Origin of the sequence: Paenibacillus sp. Soil787 (assembly GCF_001429545.1) — a bacterium.
In the GTDB taxonomy this organism is placed as follows: domain Bacteria; phylum Bacillota; class Bacilli; order Paenibacillales; family NBRC-103111; genus Paenibacillus_E.
In genome coordinates, this window is record NZ_LMSP01000001.1 from 496,596 (window position 1) to 517,130 (window position 20,535).

Below are 20,535 nucleotides of genomic sequence, written 5' to 3' on the forward strand. Positions count from 1 at the left end.
TAAGAAGAATCACATGAAACCGGAAGGAAGACATAATGTCTCCTCCCGGCTTCAATAAATTCTCTCGAAAGGTGCTAACGTCGGCACAACGCAACTGAATTTCAGTTTCCCGTTGATATTATAATTAAATGGAGGCGTACATAATGGAGCTTCGGAAAAGGCGTAGATTTGGAAATAGTCTAAAGCGTAAGTTGGCTATACTTGTTTCCTTTTGTTTAATGGCAACGATCTTGCCTTTAGCGGCGGGAGTAGCTGCAGCGGATACAACAGCTCAATCCGTGATTACGGATTATCAACCAATGATCAATGAGGTCATTGATGCAAGCGGTTTCAAACATCCCGGTGTTGGACTTACCAAGGATATGCTTGAAAATGTGAGGACAGAGGTACGGGCGCAAAAGGAACCTTGGAATACCTATTTTAATCAAATGCTATTATCTTCTGCCTCTTCAAAGACCGTCACGTCCAGCAATCAGAGCGGCACTGATCCTACGAAACCGGGTACATATGCTTTTAATAGTCAGGGCGTCGAATCCAAATTTATAGCAGATAGTTTGAAGGCTTATACTCAAGCTATTTTGTATGTTGTAACCGGTGATGAGACTTATCGGGCAAATGCCATGCGTATTATTCGCATTTGGTCCCAGATGGATCCTGCGCAATACGCGTATTATACCGATGCGCATATTCACTCGGGGATACCTCTCAACCGTATGGTTACCGCTGCGGAAATCTTGAGATATTCCAGTTATCAAACAGCAGGATTGCAATGGACGGACAAAGATACGGCCGATTTTACAACGAACCTGATTACCCCGGTCATAGAAACGCTTCAGCATCGTAATGACTATTTTATGAACCAGCATCTCTATCCGCTGCTTGGAGCTATGGCAGGTTATATCTTTACCGGCAACAGAGACCGGTACAATGAGGGAGTAGAGTGGTTTACCGTTAACAAGACCGCTGTAGACCAGGGGCAAAATGGCTCCATCAAGCAATTATTCAGATTGGTGACGAAAAATGAATTGACAGGTGAGGTTGTAGATCCCCCGGTAGTACAGCAAGTGGAAATGGGCCGGGACCAGGCGCACGGCGCCGGAGACGTCACCAATATGGAAATATTAGCACGTTTATTGCTTGCCCAGGGAACAAAAGTCGATCCGGTAGAGGGGACGGTTTCCACAGCGTCGAATGCTGTAGGCCCGTATGAATTCCTGAATGATCGAATCCTGGATGCTGCTGAATATTTTGCCAAGTTCATGCTCGGTTATGATACACCATGGATTCCTGTGGCGGCACATACCGATGCCAATGGAAAACCAACTATTATTTATAAAGAACTGTCACAGCAATACAGAGGAAGATTGACTCAAAATACGTGGGAGCTGTTCTATTACTATAAGTATGTCAAGGGAATCAATATCAAAGAAAGAGCCCCATACTTTACCCAAATGTTCGCTGACCGAGTGATTTACAATTGGGATGGCGTAGATGGAGGAGGAGATTTCTGGCTCTTCATACCTAAAGCAGCTGAGGCTGAGGGTACAAAGTATCTTGTAAAAACAATAACAGAACCATTGAGAGAAATTGAAGATCGTTATACGGCTTTTGACAGTAATTCTACGACAAAACAAGAGGGAAATACTTCCTTCGTCCAGATCAAGGCAACGGAAGCGGGAAGCAAAATTGCGCTTGTCGGTTCGGGCACCGGAGAGAAAACCATTGGAATCAAGATTCGGACCAATGGGGTAGCCAAGCTGGAAATGAGCTATAGTATTAACGATACGTTGACGCTGCCGGATACGAAGGGGCAGTGGAGATATGTGACTTATAAAATGAATGACTTCCAAGGTTTGGGGGATCTCGCTTATTTCAATGTAAAAGGAACCGGCACTACAGTTGACATTGACCACCTTAATTATCAAGCGGGAACATTGCTGACGCCTCCTGTATTTGCAGCAGGAAATGCAGCTTTACATTTATTTACCAATGTCGGGTCTCAGGCAACGATCAAATACGATTTCTCCGCAGTAGACGCTAGTAGCTCCGATGTAGTCACTTATCAGGCAGATAATTTACCTCAGGGTGCTGTGTTCAATGAGAGCACCGGCGCATTTTCCTGGAAGCCGACACAAGCCGGAACCTATTCCTTCGTAGTGGGGGCGTCGGACGGAACCGCGATTACAGCGAAGGATGTTACAGTTGTCGTAACCAATGACCGGCAATCGGCAGTAAGCGCAATAATCGCTCCATATAATGCCACTACAAATTATATTAGTGCAACTCTTGACAATTATAATCGAGCGTATGCAGAGGTCATGAAATTGATCTCCAGCGCATCCGACGATGATTTCTATCAGAAATTATCGGACTTGAACAATGCAGTGGAAGGTCTTCAATTATTGACGCCACTGTTAAGCGACGGAAGCATGAACTATGCCAATATGTTTGTCAGTTCAACCTTTGGAACTCAATTGCCCATGCTGATGGATAATTATGCAGGCAGTTTTGCAGGGTATTACTTGGCTCAGAATTTGAGCTATTTCATGGATTTTGGGCCCAACTACAAAGTGTCGGCCAATGCCTTCGGGCTCCAGGTAAGAGCCAGTTTCCCCGAACGGATCGGCGGTACTGCCATATTTGGATCCAATGATAGAGTCAATTGGACCCGGTTAACGCCCGGCTTGACAACGGTTACTGAAGATATGCAAAGACTTGAGGTACAAGATGATCTCAAAAATCAGCAGTTCCGCTACCTGAAGATTCAAATGATTCAGCCTTCGAGCACCATGATTGAATTGTCCGAATTTAGAATCTTTGGAGAACGCCATGAGATGGTTGATAAAATTCCGGGCACTATTACCGAAGCGCTGGCGGAAGCGGCGACGCTGCCTGCCGAAAATTATACGAAACAAAGCTATTACCTGTTCCAGAAAGAATTGGAATATGTGAAGAACGCCGTCGGCAATCCTGATTATACCGAGCAAGAGCTGATTAACGAAATTTATGATGCCCGCAGTTTGTTGGTACCGTACACGACGTCATTGTATTCGTTCGAAGGAAACGCAAAGAATACGTTCGGGTTTTCTTCGTCCACTGACGGAACCGTATTTGGAACCGCAGCTTACGAGGCAGGAAAGGTCGGGCAAGCGCTCAACCTGAACGGAACGAATAGTTACGTCATGCTGCCGGCCTCTCACCCCATGTCCAATTACAACGAGATCACTCTCTCAACCTGGGTGTATTGGAAGGGAAGCAGCCAGTGGCAGCGGATCTTCGATTTTGGCAACAACACCAATCAATACATGTTCCTTACGCCGAGATCGGGCACTAATAAGCTTCTTTTCGATATCAAGAACGGCAGCAGCGAACAATCCGTGGAAACTGCGCAAATGCCGGCCAATCAATGGGTGCATGTGGCGGTGACGCTGGGGAATGGTACGGCGAAGCTGTATGTGGATGGCGCACTGAAAGCGACCAAAAGCGGTTTCACAATCAAACCAAGCGATTTCATGCCTGGCACGAACTACATCGGCAAAAGCCAGTTTGCTGATCCGCTGTTTAACGGCATGGTCGACGAGTTTCGCGTATACAATCGCGTCTTAAGCGATGCCGAGATTGGGGCCCTGTTTAACCAAACAGGGTATGGGGCTGACAACAGCTTGCTTACGTACTTGCTGGATCAAGCTGCTGCAGCAGGCAATGCCGGCATCTATACGGCTGACAGCGTACAAGCGTTGCAGCAGACTATCCCTGCGGCGCAAGCTGTCGCCTCCAATACTGGCGCAAGCCAGACTCAGCTTGATGCCGCAGTCGATAGTTTACGGGCGGCCTACGAAAGTCTGATCTATCTGCCGGGCGTTCCGGCAATCGCTCCCGTAGCGGATAAAACCGTTATAGCGGGTAATCAGCTCACCTTCAAGCTTCATCAATTGAACTCCGTTGCCGGCACTGTATTCAGTGTCAGCGGACTGCCGCAAGGAGCGGTTTTCGATGCGGATAAGCGTACGGTCGTATGGACGCCGGACAAAACGCAGGGAGGAGTCTATACCGTAACCTTAACCGCTGCAGCGAACGGAGGGGCTACTTCCCGCACCGTCAAGCTCACCGTCAAAGGTCAACCGGTCATCGCCCAGAGTGGAACGATGGAGCTTGCGTCAAGTCAAGCGTTTATGTTTCAGGTGAAAGGGACGGATCCGACTGGGGCGACACTGACTTACAGCGCTGCTAAGCTGCCTTCGGGCGCGGCGCTCGACCCGGTCACGGGTATCTTCACATGGACTCCCGCTCATACGAATTACGGCGACAACTTTGTGACCTTTAAAGTGAGCAACGGATTGTTTACGATCAGTCAAACGGTTGATTTTAAGGTCAAACTCGGCATGTTGAAGCCGGATGGCTATACCAAGGGCAGCTACTATCTGTATCAGAAGGAATTCGAACGGATCCAAGCTGCGCTCGCTTTGCCGGGTGCCGATAAAGCGGCGCTTGTCACGCAGCTCGCTGGGGCCGAAGCGGCGCTTGTACAGACAATTACGCTCCCTGCGCCGAAAGTTGACGTGACGTCTTCAATGGTCGTTGCTTCCACTGTAGCCTGGCCTAACGCTAGCGCAGGGTCGGCCGCAGTGAACGGATGGCGGGCGTTTGACGGCAATACGGGCACATATACCGATACCACGGCCAACCCAAGCTGGATTCTCATCGATTTGGGTGAAGGCAATGCCAAATCCATCGGCAGCGTTAGGTTCTATCCGAGAAGCAATTTTGTGCCCCGGATCAACGGCTCGATCATTCAAGGTTCGGGCGATGGAACGAACTGGACCGATCTTTATACGATTAACGGCATCGGTTCGTTGGCATGGAATTCAGGCGCAATCACGAATGGGGCGGCCTTCCGTTATCTGCGCTTCTATTCTCCAAGCGGGAGCTCGAACGTCGCCGAGCTCGAGTTCTACGAGAAGCCGATCGACCGAACTCTGATCGATGTCATGAATTTGAAAGCCAAAGCGCTGGACGGCTCCAAGTATCCGGCGGATCAATGGCAAGCTCTGCAGAATGCACTTGACAAAATGAATGCTGTCCCGGCTGCCGCCACACAGGAGATCATTGATGCGGCTACCGCGGATGTGATTGCCGTGCTGAAGGCACTCAATGAGATTCCGGTCTTCTCGCCGATCCAGCCTATGACTGTGGAAGCCGGCACCACCGTTACCTTCTCCGTGTATGCGACGGATGCAGACGGAGATGCGCTAACCTATCATGCGAATGTATTGCCGGAGGGAGCTTCCTTCAATGCGCTAACCGGTCAATTTGGTTGGACGCCGAAAGTACTCGGCAGCTATGGCGTGACATTTAACGTATACGATGCAAGAGGTGCGGCGGCATCCATGACGGTGGACATCAACGTTGTCGATACGATTTCGCCGCTGCTCGATGTTGTGCTCGATAAGACGGTGCTTTGGCCGCCGAATCATAAGCTCGATACGGTCACTGCGCAGGTTTACGGCAGCGATAGCGGATCCGGCATCACGTCGATCGTCCTGACATCGATTACGAGCAATGAACCGGATCAAGGCACGAGCAACGATGATCTGCCGATCGATATCCAAAATGCCGAGTACGGTACCTTTGATCAAACGTTCAACCTGCGGGCGGAACGCTCGGGGAAAGACACCGGACGGATCTATACCATTACGTATACGGCGACAGACAAAGCCGGCAACAAAACCGTTAAGTCCGTAACCGTCACCGTACCTCATGATCAGTTAGGCAAGAAGTAAACGTTAAAAGAAGCCCCCAACCTCAGCATTGAAGGTATGGGGGCTTCTTGATTGGAGACATAAAATTCAAACCATTTATAAATTTAGTAAAATTTGCTGATTTGCAGGGTGGATTTAAAGAAGTCGTCGACTTCACTATTTGGGATCTAAACGGACCGTATGGACCTTATTCGGCCGGAATTCTATCAATCAGCGTTTTAGCGGACTCAGGGGACGTTATCTGCTGCGCGAACGGCTGATTCGGGATGATTACCGCGATATAGCGGCTACTGGGTCCGTTAGAGCTCGAAGAGCTTCATTTTGCCGCATTTAACGTCACTGGAGTCCGTAACATACGTCACCTTGATTCCACTACGGAGCATGATTGGTGATAGGAAGTTATATCCCGTGACATACGACCTAAGCTGCGCTCAGAGCATAATCATGGACGCGGAATTCGCAGACTTTACTGGCTTTACGGAGTGACTTCAGTAAAAGTCGCATCGGCGTTAAATGTCGATCCTGACCCGATCTGGGCATACAACAGATAATTGGAGTGGCGCAAATATCTGGTTGAATCCGTCCACATTTGGAAGGACGATTTTTGGGCATCCGCTAATCCTGCTACGCGGCGGAAGGTTGCATCATTTGCGAAAGTTGTCGTGCTATCGTTCTGATCCAGCCATACCTCACCATTGGAACGGACACGCAGGAATCGACCTGGGAAGTTAATGGACTCGAACGAAACGCCGCTCGAATCAGCCAATCCGGCAACCATCTTGAATTGTGAGTCTTGAACCGGAGTAACATTGGCATCTATCTGTGCACGATAGCTACTATGCCGCACGTAACGGTCCGGATAGTTATACGATTGCAAGCGAACGTTTACGGATATCGGTTCGAGCCTCCATTGTTGGTTAGTGCCAAGCGCATATCGCCATTGCTGCACATTGGCGCCATCTGCGGTAGAGGCATTGCTCACGTCAGCCGGTTTGTTGCTATTCACAGGGGTGATGCGGACATAACCGCTGCCGACAGGGATAAAAGCAAACTTCTGATTGTCTCCGCCATTAGAGCTCCACAATTGTAAATTGCCGCCATTATCCAAAGACTGGCTTGCTACATCCAATGATAGTCCGCTCCGCACATCCTTGACGCTATATTGGCCGCCGCCAAGATGGGTAACAGTCCATTGTTGATTAGTTCCTCCATTAGATGTCCATTGCTGAACATTTGCACCATTTGATGTTCCGGCTGCATCCATAGCCTTGCCGCTAAGGCGTACAATGAAACGATAAGTGCCGTCGGGAATATTTCCAGCAGGTAGAGTTGCCGTTCCACCGCTGCCGGACGGCCGGGTATAGAGAAGTGTACCAAGTCCGGATTGGTCGAATGTTGAAGGATATTGAGTATTAGGACCGCCTTCAGGTCTCACGAGCTGTGCGCGTGCGGCAATATTGGGCACCGATAGCCCCTTTCGGTTTGCGTAATGGTTGTAAATCATTTCCCAAACTGGACGCAATTCATTGCGGCTGGCGCTGGATATTACCGTTTCTGTTTGAATGGCGCCGTTTGTGCTGGTCCCCCGTTCGTAGGTCGCAAACGGTACGTTATCATCTCCGTTGTTATATTTGGCGACGTATTCGGCGGCGCGCATGAAACGGTTATTGGCCCATCCATACAAGTCGTCACCTTGATTCCAAGCCATTTCACTCGTTGCTGCCATGAGTCCAATGCCCATTTGCGTGTGCGCCTGATCGCGCCCGGACTCCTCCCACTGTGCGAGCCCACCCGGGTGCAGGAATGGAATCGCATTATAGATGGATCCGTTTCCAGCGCCGTGTTTAAAGTATTCGATGCCTATGTTGTAGATGTCCCGGCGGTCAGTAAAAATGCCAATCGCAACCGTCGCCGCCATATTGCACAGATCCCAGTTCGCCCGGTAATTTTGGATGAATGCGTCGTTGTGATCCGCGCCGTATTCATTACCGATAAGGAAGCGCTCGTTAAGAGGCTTGTAAAATACATTCAGCAGCATGGTTTGCATCTGGGTCACATTGAAACCGGGGTAATCGCGCATAATCTCTGACACGTTTGCCAACTGATATCCATAAAGTCCGGCAGCCAAATAACGGTCGGCATCACCGGTGACCGTCGTAAGTGTGGACGACCAGGCGTTCAGAATGTTGCGCGCCGTGTCGCCGTTAGCCGTATTGCCGGTGATCTTCCATAGCAAGGCATTCTGATAAGCACGGGCAACATCGATGTACAACAAGGATACATTGTCGCCTGTGCCCCCGCGAGTGATCGTAGCCGTAGCGCGCTGGGTCCAATTGGATGATGAAAGAGGGCTGTTAACCAGCTGGTTATAACCGTCCAGATACGGCTGTGTGCCCGCGTTAACCATCTGCTTCATGCGGTCGAAATCTGCTTGTGTATGTAGGATGCCAGGATGTACAAAGTCCGTAGCTGCTTGCCCTTCCTTAACAAACCCAATCATGCTAACCAGAAGGCATAAAATAATTGAAAACGCTAAAATCTTCTTCATCTCAAATCATCTCCTTTAAATTTTGATAACAAAATACGAACTAAGGACCAACGAGTCTCCTGTACTAGCGTAGGTCGATTGTTTTGAGAGCAGCACCTCCTTTAATTACCTTAGTTTAGCCCCTGATGAAAGCGTTTTCCATTGCACATTTATTCAATTTCTTGTGATTTCTTTTTATGTTTAGGTATTCCGCTTTTTATGGCAAGTGGTCAGTTGAATTGAAAGAAATTACAACAAATCTGATATTATTGCAATGGATAAAGCGCTGCCATTTTGTTATTTTTAAAGATACGGTGGGGGTCCGGGACGAGGCGAATGGCATCATAGGAAATCATGCGTGGATTTGGTTCAACTGAGAGAGGAGTGTTGGGGAGAACATGAAGGTTTTCATGGCAAATACGTTTAGGTGCCGCCCGGAAGTGAGGCTGCAAGTGGTAAGCGAAGATCATTTTATCGTGGAAACTTCTTCGGATGGCGGCGGCGTCCATCTGGATATATCCCATTATCCGCAAGAGATATGGGTCGATTATGAATTCATGACTGCGGATGTGTACCACGAATCACATGACGTATTAGTCATTATCTTTACATTTCAGGAAGAGTGCGGCCGTTCGATTTCCGTTCATTTCGGCGTACTTCCGAATGTTCAAACACGAGTGTGCTTTCCTTTAAAAGCCTTAAACGGAGAAAAGCTGTTTTTGGACCGTTTTCCAGGAGTTCTGCAAACCGTTCTCAGGGGCGATTCTTCTGTGGATCGGAACCGGATAGACAGGTTCTCGATCTCTACGATTCCATCGGTTTCCGCCAGACGGTTCGAAGTTTCAGGGTTACGGTTGACCCGATCAAAGCCGGATTTCCTTTTCGAGCCACAGCCTTATATCGATGAGCTCGGGCAGCTTTCTTGGAAGGATTGGCCGGGAAAAACAGAGTCCAGTGATGAATTGGAACGGGAGTTGAAGGCACAGTTTCATCTTGCACGAGAACGTTCCGATGCCTGCACATCGGATACAGGCTTATACGGCGGATGGAAGGAGATTCGCTTTCCCTCTACCGGTTATTTCCGGACTGAATTCGACGGGATGCGTTGGTGGTTTGTAGATCCGGACGGGTATGCGCTGTTCAGTACGGGAATGGACTGTGTAGGGCCCTATAGTGAAATGCGGGTTTCCGGCATGGAGCATTTGATGCCTCCGCTTCCGGATAAAGACGGGCCGTTTCGCGATGCATGGACGCCGCATGGTTATTGTTTGGCCGTGTCCAATATGATTCGTGTTTTTGGTGAGAATTGGCGGGAAGTTTGGACGGAGCTGACGGAGCATCGTTTGAAGGATTGGGGAATCAATACGATAGGGAATTGGTCCCAACCGGATTTTATCAGCCGATCCGAGCTTCCGTATGTATATCCGATGGAAGGGTTTCCGTCCACGAAAGAAACAATCTTTCGGGATTTTCCTGACGTTTACGACCCGGAATATGAGTGGAATTCTGCAGATTTTGCGAAACAGCTTATTTCCATGAAAGAAGATAAACGGTTAGTGGGATATTTTATGCGGAATGAACCCCACTGGGCATTCGTTGACGGCTTGAATTTGACGGAGGCCATGCTGCGGAATCCTATTCCATTTGCAAGTAAACAAAGGTTTATCGAATGGTTGAAGGAAAAGTATGAGACAGTTGCGGGGTGGAATACTGCCTGGGAGGCTTCCTACCAAGATTTCCGGGATTTGTTAGATAACGGGAAAGTGGAGTTTAACGATAATTGGGTGCGCCAGCAAGATTTTGCTTTATTTAACCGTATGATGATCCGGCGATATGTGGAAATTCCTGCACGTTTTTGCAAAGAAGCGGATCCCCATCATTTGAACATGGGCATGCGTTATGCTTGGGTGGCAAACGATGACATATTGGAAGGCTGCGAAGCTTTCGATGTGTTTAGCATCAATTGCTATCAGTTTCAACCGGACAGGGAACTTATCGAGCGTATCAGCAAGAGGTTAGAGAGACCGGTAATGATCGGCGAATTTCATTTCGGAGCTGCGGATGCCGGAATGCTTGCTTATGGCATTCGGGCTGTTACCACCCAGGAAGATAGGGGGCTCGCATACCTGTATTATGTGGAACAAGCTGCCGTGATTCCGGAATTGATTGGGGTTCATTATTTTCAGCTTAATGATCAGCCTGTACTAGGGCGGTTTGACGGAGAGAATTATCAAATCGGAGCGGTCGACGTCTGCCAGCGGCCATATCAAGCTTTTGTGGACCAGATGAAGCTGGCCCATCGAAACATGTATGAGGTCCGAATAGGCCGCAAACAGCCTTTGGACCAAGTTCCGATGGAAATTCCGAAGACTGGATTTTAGTGGAAGTACAGTTTTTTCATGTTCCTTCGTCATTTGGAACACGATCGCAGAGTGTATTATCGAGAAGAAGGTCACGGATTCCGTCAGCAAAATCTTACTTCAGGTTGAAAAAAAACGATGAGCTTTTATTCGGACATGGAAGAGGATTGGAAGAACGACAAACGATATATTGTGCAGACGAAACAGCTTGAGCCCGGCTAATTACCGGGCTCAAGCTGTTTAGACTTTCACTTATTTAATCTAAATACAGTAATAGAATGCTTCGGAAATTCGTAAGAAAAACTGCAGCCTTCCACCCTAAATTGCTTCTGTTTTGGCAACACCCGCTCAGGCGACGTAAAACTATTTTCGTCATCAAGCGCATGCCCGGACATTTCGGACACATCAACTGTCAAAGTTGTTGTTTGCAAATCCTCCAAAACAACCTGCGTATGAACACTATTCTCCTGCACATTTACAACCTTAACGATGACATCCCCTGTCGAACGTTCGAAACTTGCTGAATAATAAAGGGGTTCGATTACCGGAAGCTTGTCTTCCGTGTCATTGAATAACACGTTGTCGATAGAGGCACGGATCTGTCTTCCCGACACTTCTAAAGTAAATTCGTGTTCAATGTCCGGTTCCAAATTAAATATACTTTGGGTTAGGACTGATGTCCTGCCATTCACTCTAGAAGCCAGAAGCGAATCCTGATTCTGCCACCCGCCAATTTCCCAGATTAGCTGATTGTTATCGTCGCTTTTTCCAAAATATAGGTTGAAACCTTTCGGTCCGCTGATTTTTCTTGCTTTCAGACTCAGCGAATAGTTCTCCCAATCTGTTTCTCCCAGCTCCAGCGTTTGCTTTGCCGTTCCATTGACTCGGTCTTCCTTCATATCCGAAAGCGAAAGCTCGGCAGATAAGTTGTTCAAATCTTTCGTTTCTCCGGTATCATTGTTTACCAGTTTAATATCCCAAAACTCTATAGAACAAAGGTCTGTCCCAAGTGAAAAAGCTCCGTTTATCGGCTTAACCGTTTTTTTATGTTTTTTCTCCAATCCTGTTGTTTCAATTTGTAATAGTTGATCTCCTTGATGGTGCATAAACAGCTTTTGCACATAATAGTTTGCCGTTCCGAATACTTCGTGATTGTTGAACCAAATCAAGTCCGGTTTCCAGTTAACATAATCGACATTGCAAAGCATCGGCGCATAACAGGCCAGCCCTACTGCATGAGCATTTTTCTCCAGACCCGTCATAAAAGCAGCTTCTACTAGTGCGTTATAATACGTGTTTCCCCATGAAGCATATTCTCCCAAAAAGACTTTGGGCTCATCAGCTTTGAAGGCATCGTATCGGTTATAATGTGCCAGAAACCATTCCGGCGACTGATAATAATGCTCGTCCACAAGATCCGATTTATTTTCTTTTGCGGAATTCCAGCCGCGCTCATATTCGCCTCCGGCCGCAAATGGACCACTGGAGTTGATGACTTTGATGTCCGGATATTTCTCTTTGATTGCTCTGTGGAAATAAGGATAACGTTCAAAAAACGGTTCTCCCACTTCTTCGTTTCCGATACCGATATATTCCAGGCCAAACGGTTCCGGGTGACCCAGTTCAGCTCGTATTGCCCCCCACTCTGTTGAAGGGTCGCCACCCGCAAATTCGATCAAATCCAGCGCGTCTTGGATCCAGGGACCCAAATCCTCAAGAGGAACGATACGTTTATGATGCGGGTCATATCCACCCGGCAGGATTGGAATTGGTTTTGCGCCAATATCCTCACAGAATAGAAAGTATTCATAATAACCCAAACCTAATGTCTGATTGTAGTTCCAATTGTTGCGTCTTGCCGGTCTTTGCGCAATATCGCCCAAAGTGTTCTTCCATCGGTACATAGAATTTCTATCATCAGGATTCAAAGAACCGTCATGGATCAGACAGCCGCCAGGGAAACGCATAAACTTCGGCTTCAAGTCCGCGAGCAGCGTTGCAATGTCTTCCCGCATGCCGTTTGGCCGGTTGCGAAATGTCTTTTCCGGAAAAAGCGATACCATATCGAGATAAAGTTTTCCTTTTCCTTTGGCAGCTATCACAAGACGACTGCTGTTATCTGTGGCATTTGCTATAAATGTCGCGCCGTATTTGGTCCATTCGGATGAATGTACCGTGATCGATGCTTCGGCATGAACAGTACCATCCACACTCTCAACAGTTACTTTAACTGGCTCGTCAAAACTGGCTTCCCGCCTGGCATAAACTGAGAACTGATATTTTTCTCCTTGTTTTACAGGAATACCGCTATTAAATCCCAAATTCATAATCCCGACGCCATTACCCTCTGATAAGATATCAATGGCCACATAATGAGGGTTACGCGTGTTTAAAGGATAGCTGTCTTCTACCGTGATTTCTGCCTTTCCGTTGCCTCGTTCGACTTTCTCCCAGGCCGTTAAGGCATGATACTCTGCACGATCGATCGGGTCAAATTCGAAAGAACGGTTTTGAACAAGCTCCGCATAAAGCCCTCCGTCCGCCGCATGATTCAAATCCTCGAAAAAAATGCCAAACAGGTCGCCTAATTCAGCCCCCCGCTCTTGTGTATATATTTTCAACGTTGCTTGAGCTTTCATCGCTTTTTCGTCTCCTTTACTGCTTTTTATTAGTTTTAATTTTATGTGCTTGTTCATTTGGAAACAATAAATTATAATGGCTAAAAACTTACCTATCGTGCTTTTTATGGAGATGCAATATGATTCATATGATTAGTTGCGGATATGATTTTATTCATAGAGACGGGATCACGATTGATCGTCCGGCAGGGGCTGGAAATTATGCCTTTGTTTTTTTTAGAAGCAATTCGGAGGTTGTTCTGGACGGAAGGCTGCTCACAGCAGAAAAAAATTCCTACATCATATTCCGCCCCGAAACCACCCATCTCTACCGGGAATTGGAGAATCCGTTCGTCAACGACTGGTTCCATTGTGAAGGTAATGAATTCTTGGATTTCCTTTTGCAGTTGAATTTTCCATTTGACACGCTCATCAAGGCCATAGATCCGCTTGTGATTACCAGATGCATCCGAGAATTGCAGAATATCTACAGGCAGGGCGGTTCGCTGCGCGATAAGATTATTGACTCCGAGATAAGAACGCTTTTTATGAAGCTGCGCAATCTTTTTGAAAGAGCCGCTCTGCCCGATAAAATGAGCCGATATTTCCACGAATTTTCCGACCTGCGGGGCGAGTTGTACAGTTCGCCCCAAATCCATTTATCGGTAGAAAAGATTGCTTCGCGCGTCAATTTGAGCAAGTCGTATTTCCAGCATATCTATAAGGAACTATTCGGGTGTTCGGTTGTTTCTGAGATCATCAACAGCAGGCTGGAATATGCCAAGTATCTTCTGGGGAACAGCTCGCTATCCATAGCTGCCATTTCGAAGATGTGCGGATATGAAAACGATACCCACTTTATGCGCCAGTTTAAACGCTTCGTTGGCGTAACGCCAAGCGGGTACAGGTCGCAACGTTAACAAAGAAAAACCTGATGTATTCGAAAACGATCAGTCTGCCTTTTTCCCACAAAACTATTCCCTTTAACATTAATTCGGGTGATGCTACAATAAAACGGGGGGGAAAGCTATGATCCATAACATCACGTCGTTCATGCGCAACAAAAACTTTCTGATCCGGATTGTATCGTCGTATGTGCTTGTCGGACTGCTGATCATCGGTGTCTTGACGTTTGTTATCACTTCTAAAGTTTCAAGGAATTTGACGAATGAAATCAATCGATCTGCAGATCGCTCCGTTGAGCAGTCATATAACGCGGCGAACATTTTGCTGAACTCAATGTATGATAATTTTGCTAGCGCTTTCCAGAGCGCGGATGTCCAGTACGGTTTTTATAACGTGGATTTCAATACGACTGAATTGGGAAGAATAGGCGGTAAGCTGTATGAACTCAGCAATACCAATCCATTGATACACTCGATTTATTTGTTAAATTATCAAAAGAAACTTGTATTCTCCTCGTTATCCACCGTGCGGACCTTTAACGATTTCTACGACCAAGAGATGAACCAGCTGCTGGGTAACTTACAGCCTTCTAAGTCTGGTATATTTTTTTCGCGTCATATTCGGTATGACATCGATACGAGACAGTATGACAACGATCTGATCTCCATTGTTTATTTTAACTCCATCGGAAAGAATGCGAACGGCGCCATGGTCGTGAATCTGAATCAGCAAACCTTGCAAAGAATGATCATGAGCGGGGCTGGCAGCAGTTCGTTTCACTCGATGATTCTGAACAAGCAAGGTACAGTGATTTCTCATACGGACAGCTCAAAGATTAACACGAATATGTCGGATCAAAGCTATGTACAGAAAATCAGCGCTTCCAGCGAGCCCAGAGGTACTATGGAGATCACACAGGCCGGCCGAAGCTACCGCATCTCATATATCAAATCCGACAGCTTGGGCTGGACCTTCATAGGTGTTATCGACTATGAGAGTCTACTCCGTAATGTGCAGGAAATGAAGCAATATATTTTATCGGTAACGACGATCCTGCTATTGACCGTACTAGGGCTTGGCGGCTTCTTTACCCGCCTCATTTACGGCCCGATTCATCGTCTGATCCGAAGCGTTCGCGACTCTTCCCTCGATTCAAGGCAGCAGAAGCCCGTTTCTGAGCTGGACTTGCTGAGCGGGACATTTGCTTATTTGGAGAATAAAATTCAGGATTTGCAAACCAGCGTCACGGACTATCAATCTGCGAAACGCAATGAAGTGCTGCGGCTGCTGATTACCGGCAGCTGGACGGACGATGCCGAGATGGCGCGTAAACTCAAACAAGTAGGCATAGCATTCGAATATCCTCAATTTCTTGTATGTTTGCTGCGAATCGATTCCTTTCGCAGCTTGCAGGATGCCTATAAGCAAACGGATATTTCTTTGTTTAAATATGCGGTTTCCAATATCGCAGTTGAGATTGGATCTGATACGTTCCGGACGGTCTGCTTCGATTGCGGAGAGGATGAAATTGCGCTCGTTGCCAATATCCCGGAGGATATGACGAATGCGGATCAACGGCTTGCAGCTGCGCTTCAGGACATTCAGATGAATGTTCGCAAATATTTGAAGCTGTCCGTTTCCGCAGCAGCGGGTACGCTTGTTCATGGTTTGACACAGATCAAGCTTTCCTGGAGCGCCGCATACGACGCCTCGCGATACAGAATCGTGCTCGGACCGGGTTGTTTGGTAGGCCAAGATTTCTCGGAAACGCGAGAAGCGCTGCAGGAAAGTCAGGTCATGCTGCTGGAGAAGCAAGTAACTGACAGCATGAAACAGGGGGATTTGGGGAAGACGAGTGCGGCTGTTGGGGAGTTTATCGCTAAGGTACGGACGGCTTCATTCGACGAGATGATGCTGGTGTTTGCCCAGTTGCTGATCGCGATCGTACGGGTTTCCAAATCTATGGGAGCGTCCGATCATGAAGAGACCCGCATGGATATTGGCTCCCTTAGCAAGCAGTTATATTTGATGGAAACGATGGAAGAGATCGAGCAGTGGTACTTAAGTATATGCCAGAACTCGATCGGCCAGAGAGATCAGCAATCGCTGCAAAAGAACAAATGGATTGTCGACAAAGTGCTCCAGCATATTCATGAAAATTACAGCTCCTCGGGCTTGACCGTGGATACGCTAGTGGAGGTCGGAGGATTATCAACCAATTACATGCGCAAAGTGTTCAAAGATATCGTGGGGCAAACGATGACCGTCTATTTGACGGAGTACCGATTCGCGAAAGCGAAGGACCTGCTGCTTCAGACGGATCTGCCGGCGAACAGGATCGGTGAGATGGTGGGATTCGAGAACACGAATTATTTCTATGTGTCGTTCAAGAAGCACTGCGGTAAAACACCCGACCATTTCCGTAAGCAGGCGAAATTTAACATATTAGAGGACAGCGAAAGTAACGTTTAATGAAAGTGGTCGGATTTCAAAGCTTTAAATCGTTGCCGATCGTTTATTATGATCGAAACTTGAACTATGACTGGGCCTTGAGCTCGACTAAGATAAGAGTCGAGCCCAAGGCCCAGTTGTATTTATTTCTAAGATAACGATTCGGAAGGCGTGATTGAATGACAAAGACTATCGAAAATCTCTCCTTATGGACAGGGATGAGCGGATCCGATACGGATTATGCACTTCTAAGCCATGAGGCGGAGGCGATCTTCGAATACGATAAGGCGCAGGATTGGCGGCCATGGGACGCTCTTTCGCTGGAGGTTAATCTTCCAAAGAATACAACGATTCTGCTGACATTCCGAATTTATCCGCTTGCAATTGGCAGACCGGAATATATTCCTTTTACGACGGCTGCCGCGGCAGTGAGCGGCGAAGGCTGGACAACAATAGAAGTATCGTTCACTGAATTCGATTATTCCCATGCTGTACCCGCATTTTGGCGCATGGTAAGCAGGGTGGGCATGAAGGCTCAAATTGTTGCGGGCGGACAAGTGGAGGAGTTGCAAGTCAGAAGGCTTCGGCTAAAGACGCTAGGTCGGATTTCCTTACATGCGGAGCAGCTGTCCCGATCGGCTGAACCGGGAGAAACCGTTGTCTACGACCTGACGGTCCGCAATGAAACGGACGAAACGCAGGCTGTAACTCTCAGCTTGGAACGTTACGGGTACGAATCTATGGATTTACTGCTCGAACCGAAGCTTCTTCTTCTTGATCCCGGCCAATCAGGCATGGCATCGCTGCGGACTGCGGTTCACGATGGAATCGCTCCAGGTGGGTTTGAGAAACATACGATTAAGGCAATACCGAATGGTAACGCCAACTACGCTAAACGAATGACCTTGCATACCGTACGAGAGCTCCACCATCCTTATATTATGCATACGGAAGCCGGGTGGGAGCAGGTCAAACGAAATGCCAATACCTACGACTGGGCGAGGAGAGAGTTGGGCAATTATGTCCGAATGGCGGAGGAATGGGTTGTTCCCGAGGCATTGGGAGCAGGAAAGCCTCACGCCTTCGAGCTGTCACAGCGGTTTCATCTGCACGCGACAGGCGTTGCATGGAAGCTCACCGGCCGAGCGGATTTACTCGAGAAGGCTGTATGCTTCTTGAAGAGGTTCGCAGATCCTGAGACCGGATATCCGGCTACGGATGCTCCGTTTCTACACATTTATGCCTCCCGCGAAGAGAGAGCATTGCCGACTCCCAGGGCTGTAAAGGTAAGTACCGGCGGGCTCATACACGAAGGCGAACTGATGCTGGATATCGCCTCCGTCTACGACTTGGTTTACGATGCGGAATGCTGGACGGAGGAGGACCACCGCAGGATCAAGGCGGCATTCCGACTCTTTATCGAGAAGGTCGATTGGATGATCACCGACGGGGATACGAATAATATTCCATCCGGCGGCATGGTCGGAGCGTTCCTGTGCAGCTTGGTCATCCAAGACATGCACTTTATTCAGCGCTTCCTCCACGGACCGGGCGGTTTTGTAGACATGGTGGCAACCGGCGTCATGGATGACGGCTGGTATTTCGAAGGGGCAACCAACTATGTTATCTTGTTCGCCGATATGTTTACGCGCCTGGTTCAGGCTTGCGAGCCTTGGGGTCTCAATCTGAAAAATTGGTGTGTGCCGCCCTCTTATAGAAGGAATGCAATGCTTTCGCCTTGGTCAATGACAAAGGAGAAGCCTTTCCTCGGCATGTCGTTCGAGAAATACGGGCCGGTTCACCGCAATGGCAGATCGGTGCGAGACGTCTGGGATGCTATGCTGCCTTTCATCGACGACCGCGGCATTCTGTTCGGCGCCAACGACTCTACGGCGAAGGATATGGTGAAATGGTACGATCTGGCTTATTATGTTTGGCGCGATCCGAAATATGTATCCGTTATTCGCACTGCGGACAGACGTGACTTGATTTACGGAGTAGGGGAACTGCCCGAGCCGCCGGTACGCCATGACGAACGATCCGTTTATGCCGACAACGTCGGATTGGCTTTGCTGCGCTCACGGAAAGCGGGTGTTGCGCCTTCCTCACAGCTCCAGGCTGTGGTGAAATACGGCAGCCACGGTGGTTACCACGGACATTTCGACCGGATGGGACTGTCTGCTTTGATGCGGCATGGCAGAAACGCATACGGCCCCCTCGCCTCTTGGTTCGGCTACAATTCGTTCATGTTCAAGATGTGGGTGCAGGCTTCCATGTCCCACAATATGGTCGTCGTCGATGAGCGCATGCAGGAGCCGGTGCCGTCGAATCGCCTGTTGTTCTACAACGGTTCGATGCTGAACGTTTGTGCCGCCCAGACGTCGGCAAGGTGGAGCGATCCGCCGTACGGAGGCCAAACACCGTACCCAGAGACGTTCCCGGAGGAGAGAAGTCTGATCGAGGGCCGCGACGTTCCGGTTCCTGCCATCGATAGAAAACAGGGGAATGTCGGAACGTATTCCGAGCAGGTTCTGCAGCGCAGGCTAGTCGCGGTGACGGATGATTATGTCATAGTGGCGGACTACCTGCGAGGTGAAGAAACGCATACGTTCGACTGCCTTCATCATTATCAGGGCTTCCGGGACCTTGCGGCAGAGCGGAAGCGGCACATTCGCCATACGGGGCAAATGAACGACGATCCTTACGGCTCCGGCCAGTTCATAACCGACTGCGATTGGTATGAATGCGAAGCTCCCGTGCAAATCCGGTTTTCCCACCAATACGACCGGGTAAAGGATGATAGTGACGGCCGCCACGCCATGTACAACGAGAATGGCCCTATGAATCTCGATGTGCATTCGCTATGGCCGCGGCGGCAGGAGGTTATGACCGGATGGTATGCCGAGGCCGACCAGATCAACAAGACGATAAGCTACAAGGTGTCTGGAGATGGAGTGACGCTTGCGGAAGGACGTTTCGGCGCCTGGATATTGGGGAAAAGAAGCGTACAGATTGATCTTACAGGCATGAAGGAGCTTAAGCTGCTGGTCGGAACGGATAGAGCAGCCAAGAAAACCATCTTCTGGGGAGATCCCTTTGTTGTGACTAAGGCCGGCCATCGTATTCACCTCTCCGATTTGCCCGTCCGTTACGACAATGTAGATCGCGGGAACGGCATCGGTATCGATTATTACGGAGGTCCGGTGCATCTGGCAGGGGATAGCTATGAGAGTGCGCTGCCGTTTGAGCCTTTAGATTTCGGGCAGCCAGCCGAAGCGGTATTTGACTTGAACGGTCTCGACGCTGTCAGCTTCGAAGGGACCATCGGCGGCGATTATCCGCTTGGCAACGATACCGCCCGGAGGAAAACCATTAGTGTCCGCAGCGTTGGCAAAGAAGCATACTTCCTGACGGTTATTGAACCGCACGAAGGAGATTCGGCAATTGTATCAGCTGATGCTTCCTCGCCGGGAGAACTGACCGTTGATCTCGCCGACGGACGGACGCAAGTGTTGTCGATTCGAGGTCTGGAAGGAGACGGGAAAGGCATTCACGTTCATGTCCGGGAGCTTGTAAACGGCGTTATCGTGCGAGAAGAAACGGCGAAATAAACCGCAAATCGTTACGATTCAACCAAAATAGTGAGATTTTACACCTGATCTTTGATGAGCATTTAAAGCTTTTATACGAAATCCAAACTTTCGCATTACCAACAATGATCCTATAGTAAGGGTATCGTTCGAGATTAAATATTACGGGGTCCCCGCAAAGTAATGTATAAACTCTTATCGAAGCAAGTCCAAGATGCATGACCGCCTTAAGCGGAAAGTTTAGACGCCGATTGAGTTTTCTACTCAATGCGGGCGGAATATGCTTCGAAGCAATACGTCACTTTGTGGGGTAAATTAGAGGAG

Annotated in this window: 7 protein-coding genes; 5 read left to right on the plus strand and 2 right to left on the minus strand. The window is 48.4% G+C overall.

The genetic code is table 11. The annotated features are described in order from the left end of the window. Window positions 1–143: 143 nt before the first annotated feature. Window positions 144–5,780, plus strand: a complete 5,637-nt coding sequence (locus ASG93_RS33570) for a putative Ig domain-containing protein (RefSeq protein WP_063891739.1) — start codon at window positions 144–146, stop codon at window positions 5,778–5,780. A 454-nt stretch (window positions 5,781–6,234) separates the two neighbouring features. On the opposite strand, the gene ASG93_RS33740 is transcribed toward ASG93_RS33570, so the two are convergent. Beyond that, window positions 6,235–8,307 carry an AbfB domain-containing protein gene (locus ASG93_RS33740; protein WP_082614650.1) on the minus strand — a complete coding sequence of 691 codons (2,073 nt, stop codon included), beginning with the start codon at window positions 8,305–8,307 and terminating at the stop codon, window positions 6,235–6,237. 377 nt (window positions 8,308–8,684) lie between these two features. Here ASG93_RS33740 and ASG93_RS02085 point away from each other — a divergent pair, with 377 nt between their 5' ends. Continuing rightward, complete coding sequence (locus tag ASG93_RS02085; RefSeq protein WP_056828327.1) at window positions 8,685–10,667, plus strand: beta-galactosidase; 1,983 nt, start codon at window positions 8,685–8,687, stop codon at window positions 10,665–10,667. A gap of 227 nt (window positions 10,668–10,894) precedes the next feature. Here ASG93_RS02085 and ASG93_RS02090 read toward each other — a convergent pair whose 3' ends face one another. Next, the gene (locus ASG93_RS02090) at window positions 10,895–13,285 is read right to left on the minus strand and encodes an alpha-L-arabinofuranosidase C-terminal domain-containing protein (RefSeq protein WP_056828330.1); all 2,391 of its coding nucleotides are present in this window, start codon (window positions 13,283–13,285) and stop codon (window positions 10,895–10,897) included. A 119-nt stretch (window positions 13,286–13,404) separates the two neighbouring features. Between ASG93_RS02090 and ASG93_RS02095 the strand changes: the two genes are divergently transcribed. The 3 genes from ASG93_RS02095 (at window position 13,405) to ASG93_RS02105 (ending at window position 20,232) form a co-directional block, all read left to right on the plus strand. Further along, entirely contained in the window at window positions 13,405–14,184 is a 780-nt protein-coding gene (locus tag ASG93_RS02095; RefSeq protein ID WP_056828332.1) for a helix-turn-helix domain-containing protein, read from the plus strand. Between the two features lie 109 nt (window positions 14,185–14,293). Then, the gene (locus ASG93_RS02100; RefSeq protein ID WP_056828334.1) at window positions 14,294–16,642 is read left to right on the plus strand and encodes an AraC family transcriptional regulator; all 2,349 of its coding nucleotides are present in this window, start codon (window positions 14,294–14,296) and stop codon (window positions 16,640–16,642) included. Window positions 16,643–16,800: 158 nt separating this feature from the next. Beyond that, complete coding sequence (locus tag ASG93_RS02105) at window positions 16,801–20,232, plus strand: hypothetical protein (RefSeq protein ID WP_056828336.1); 3,432 nt, start codon at window positions 16,801–16,803, stop codon at window positions 20,230–20,232. The last annotated feature ends 303 nt before the right edge of the window (window positions 20,233–20,535 follow it).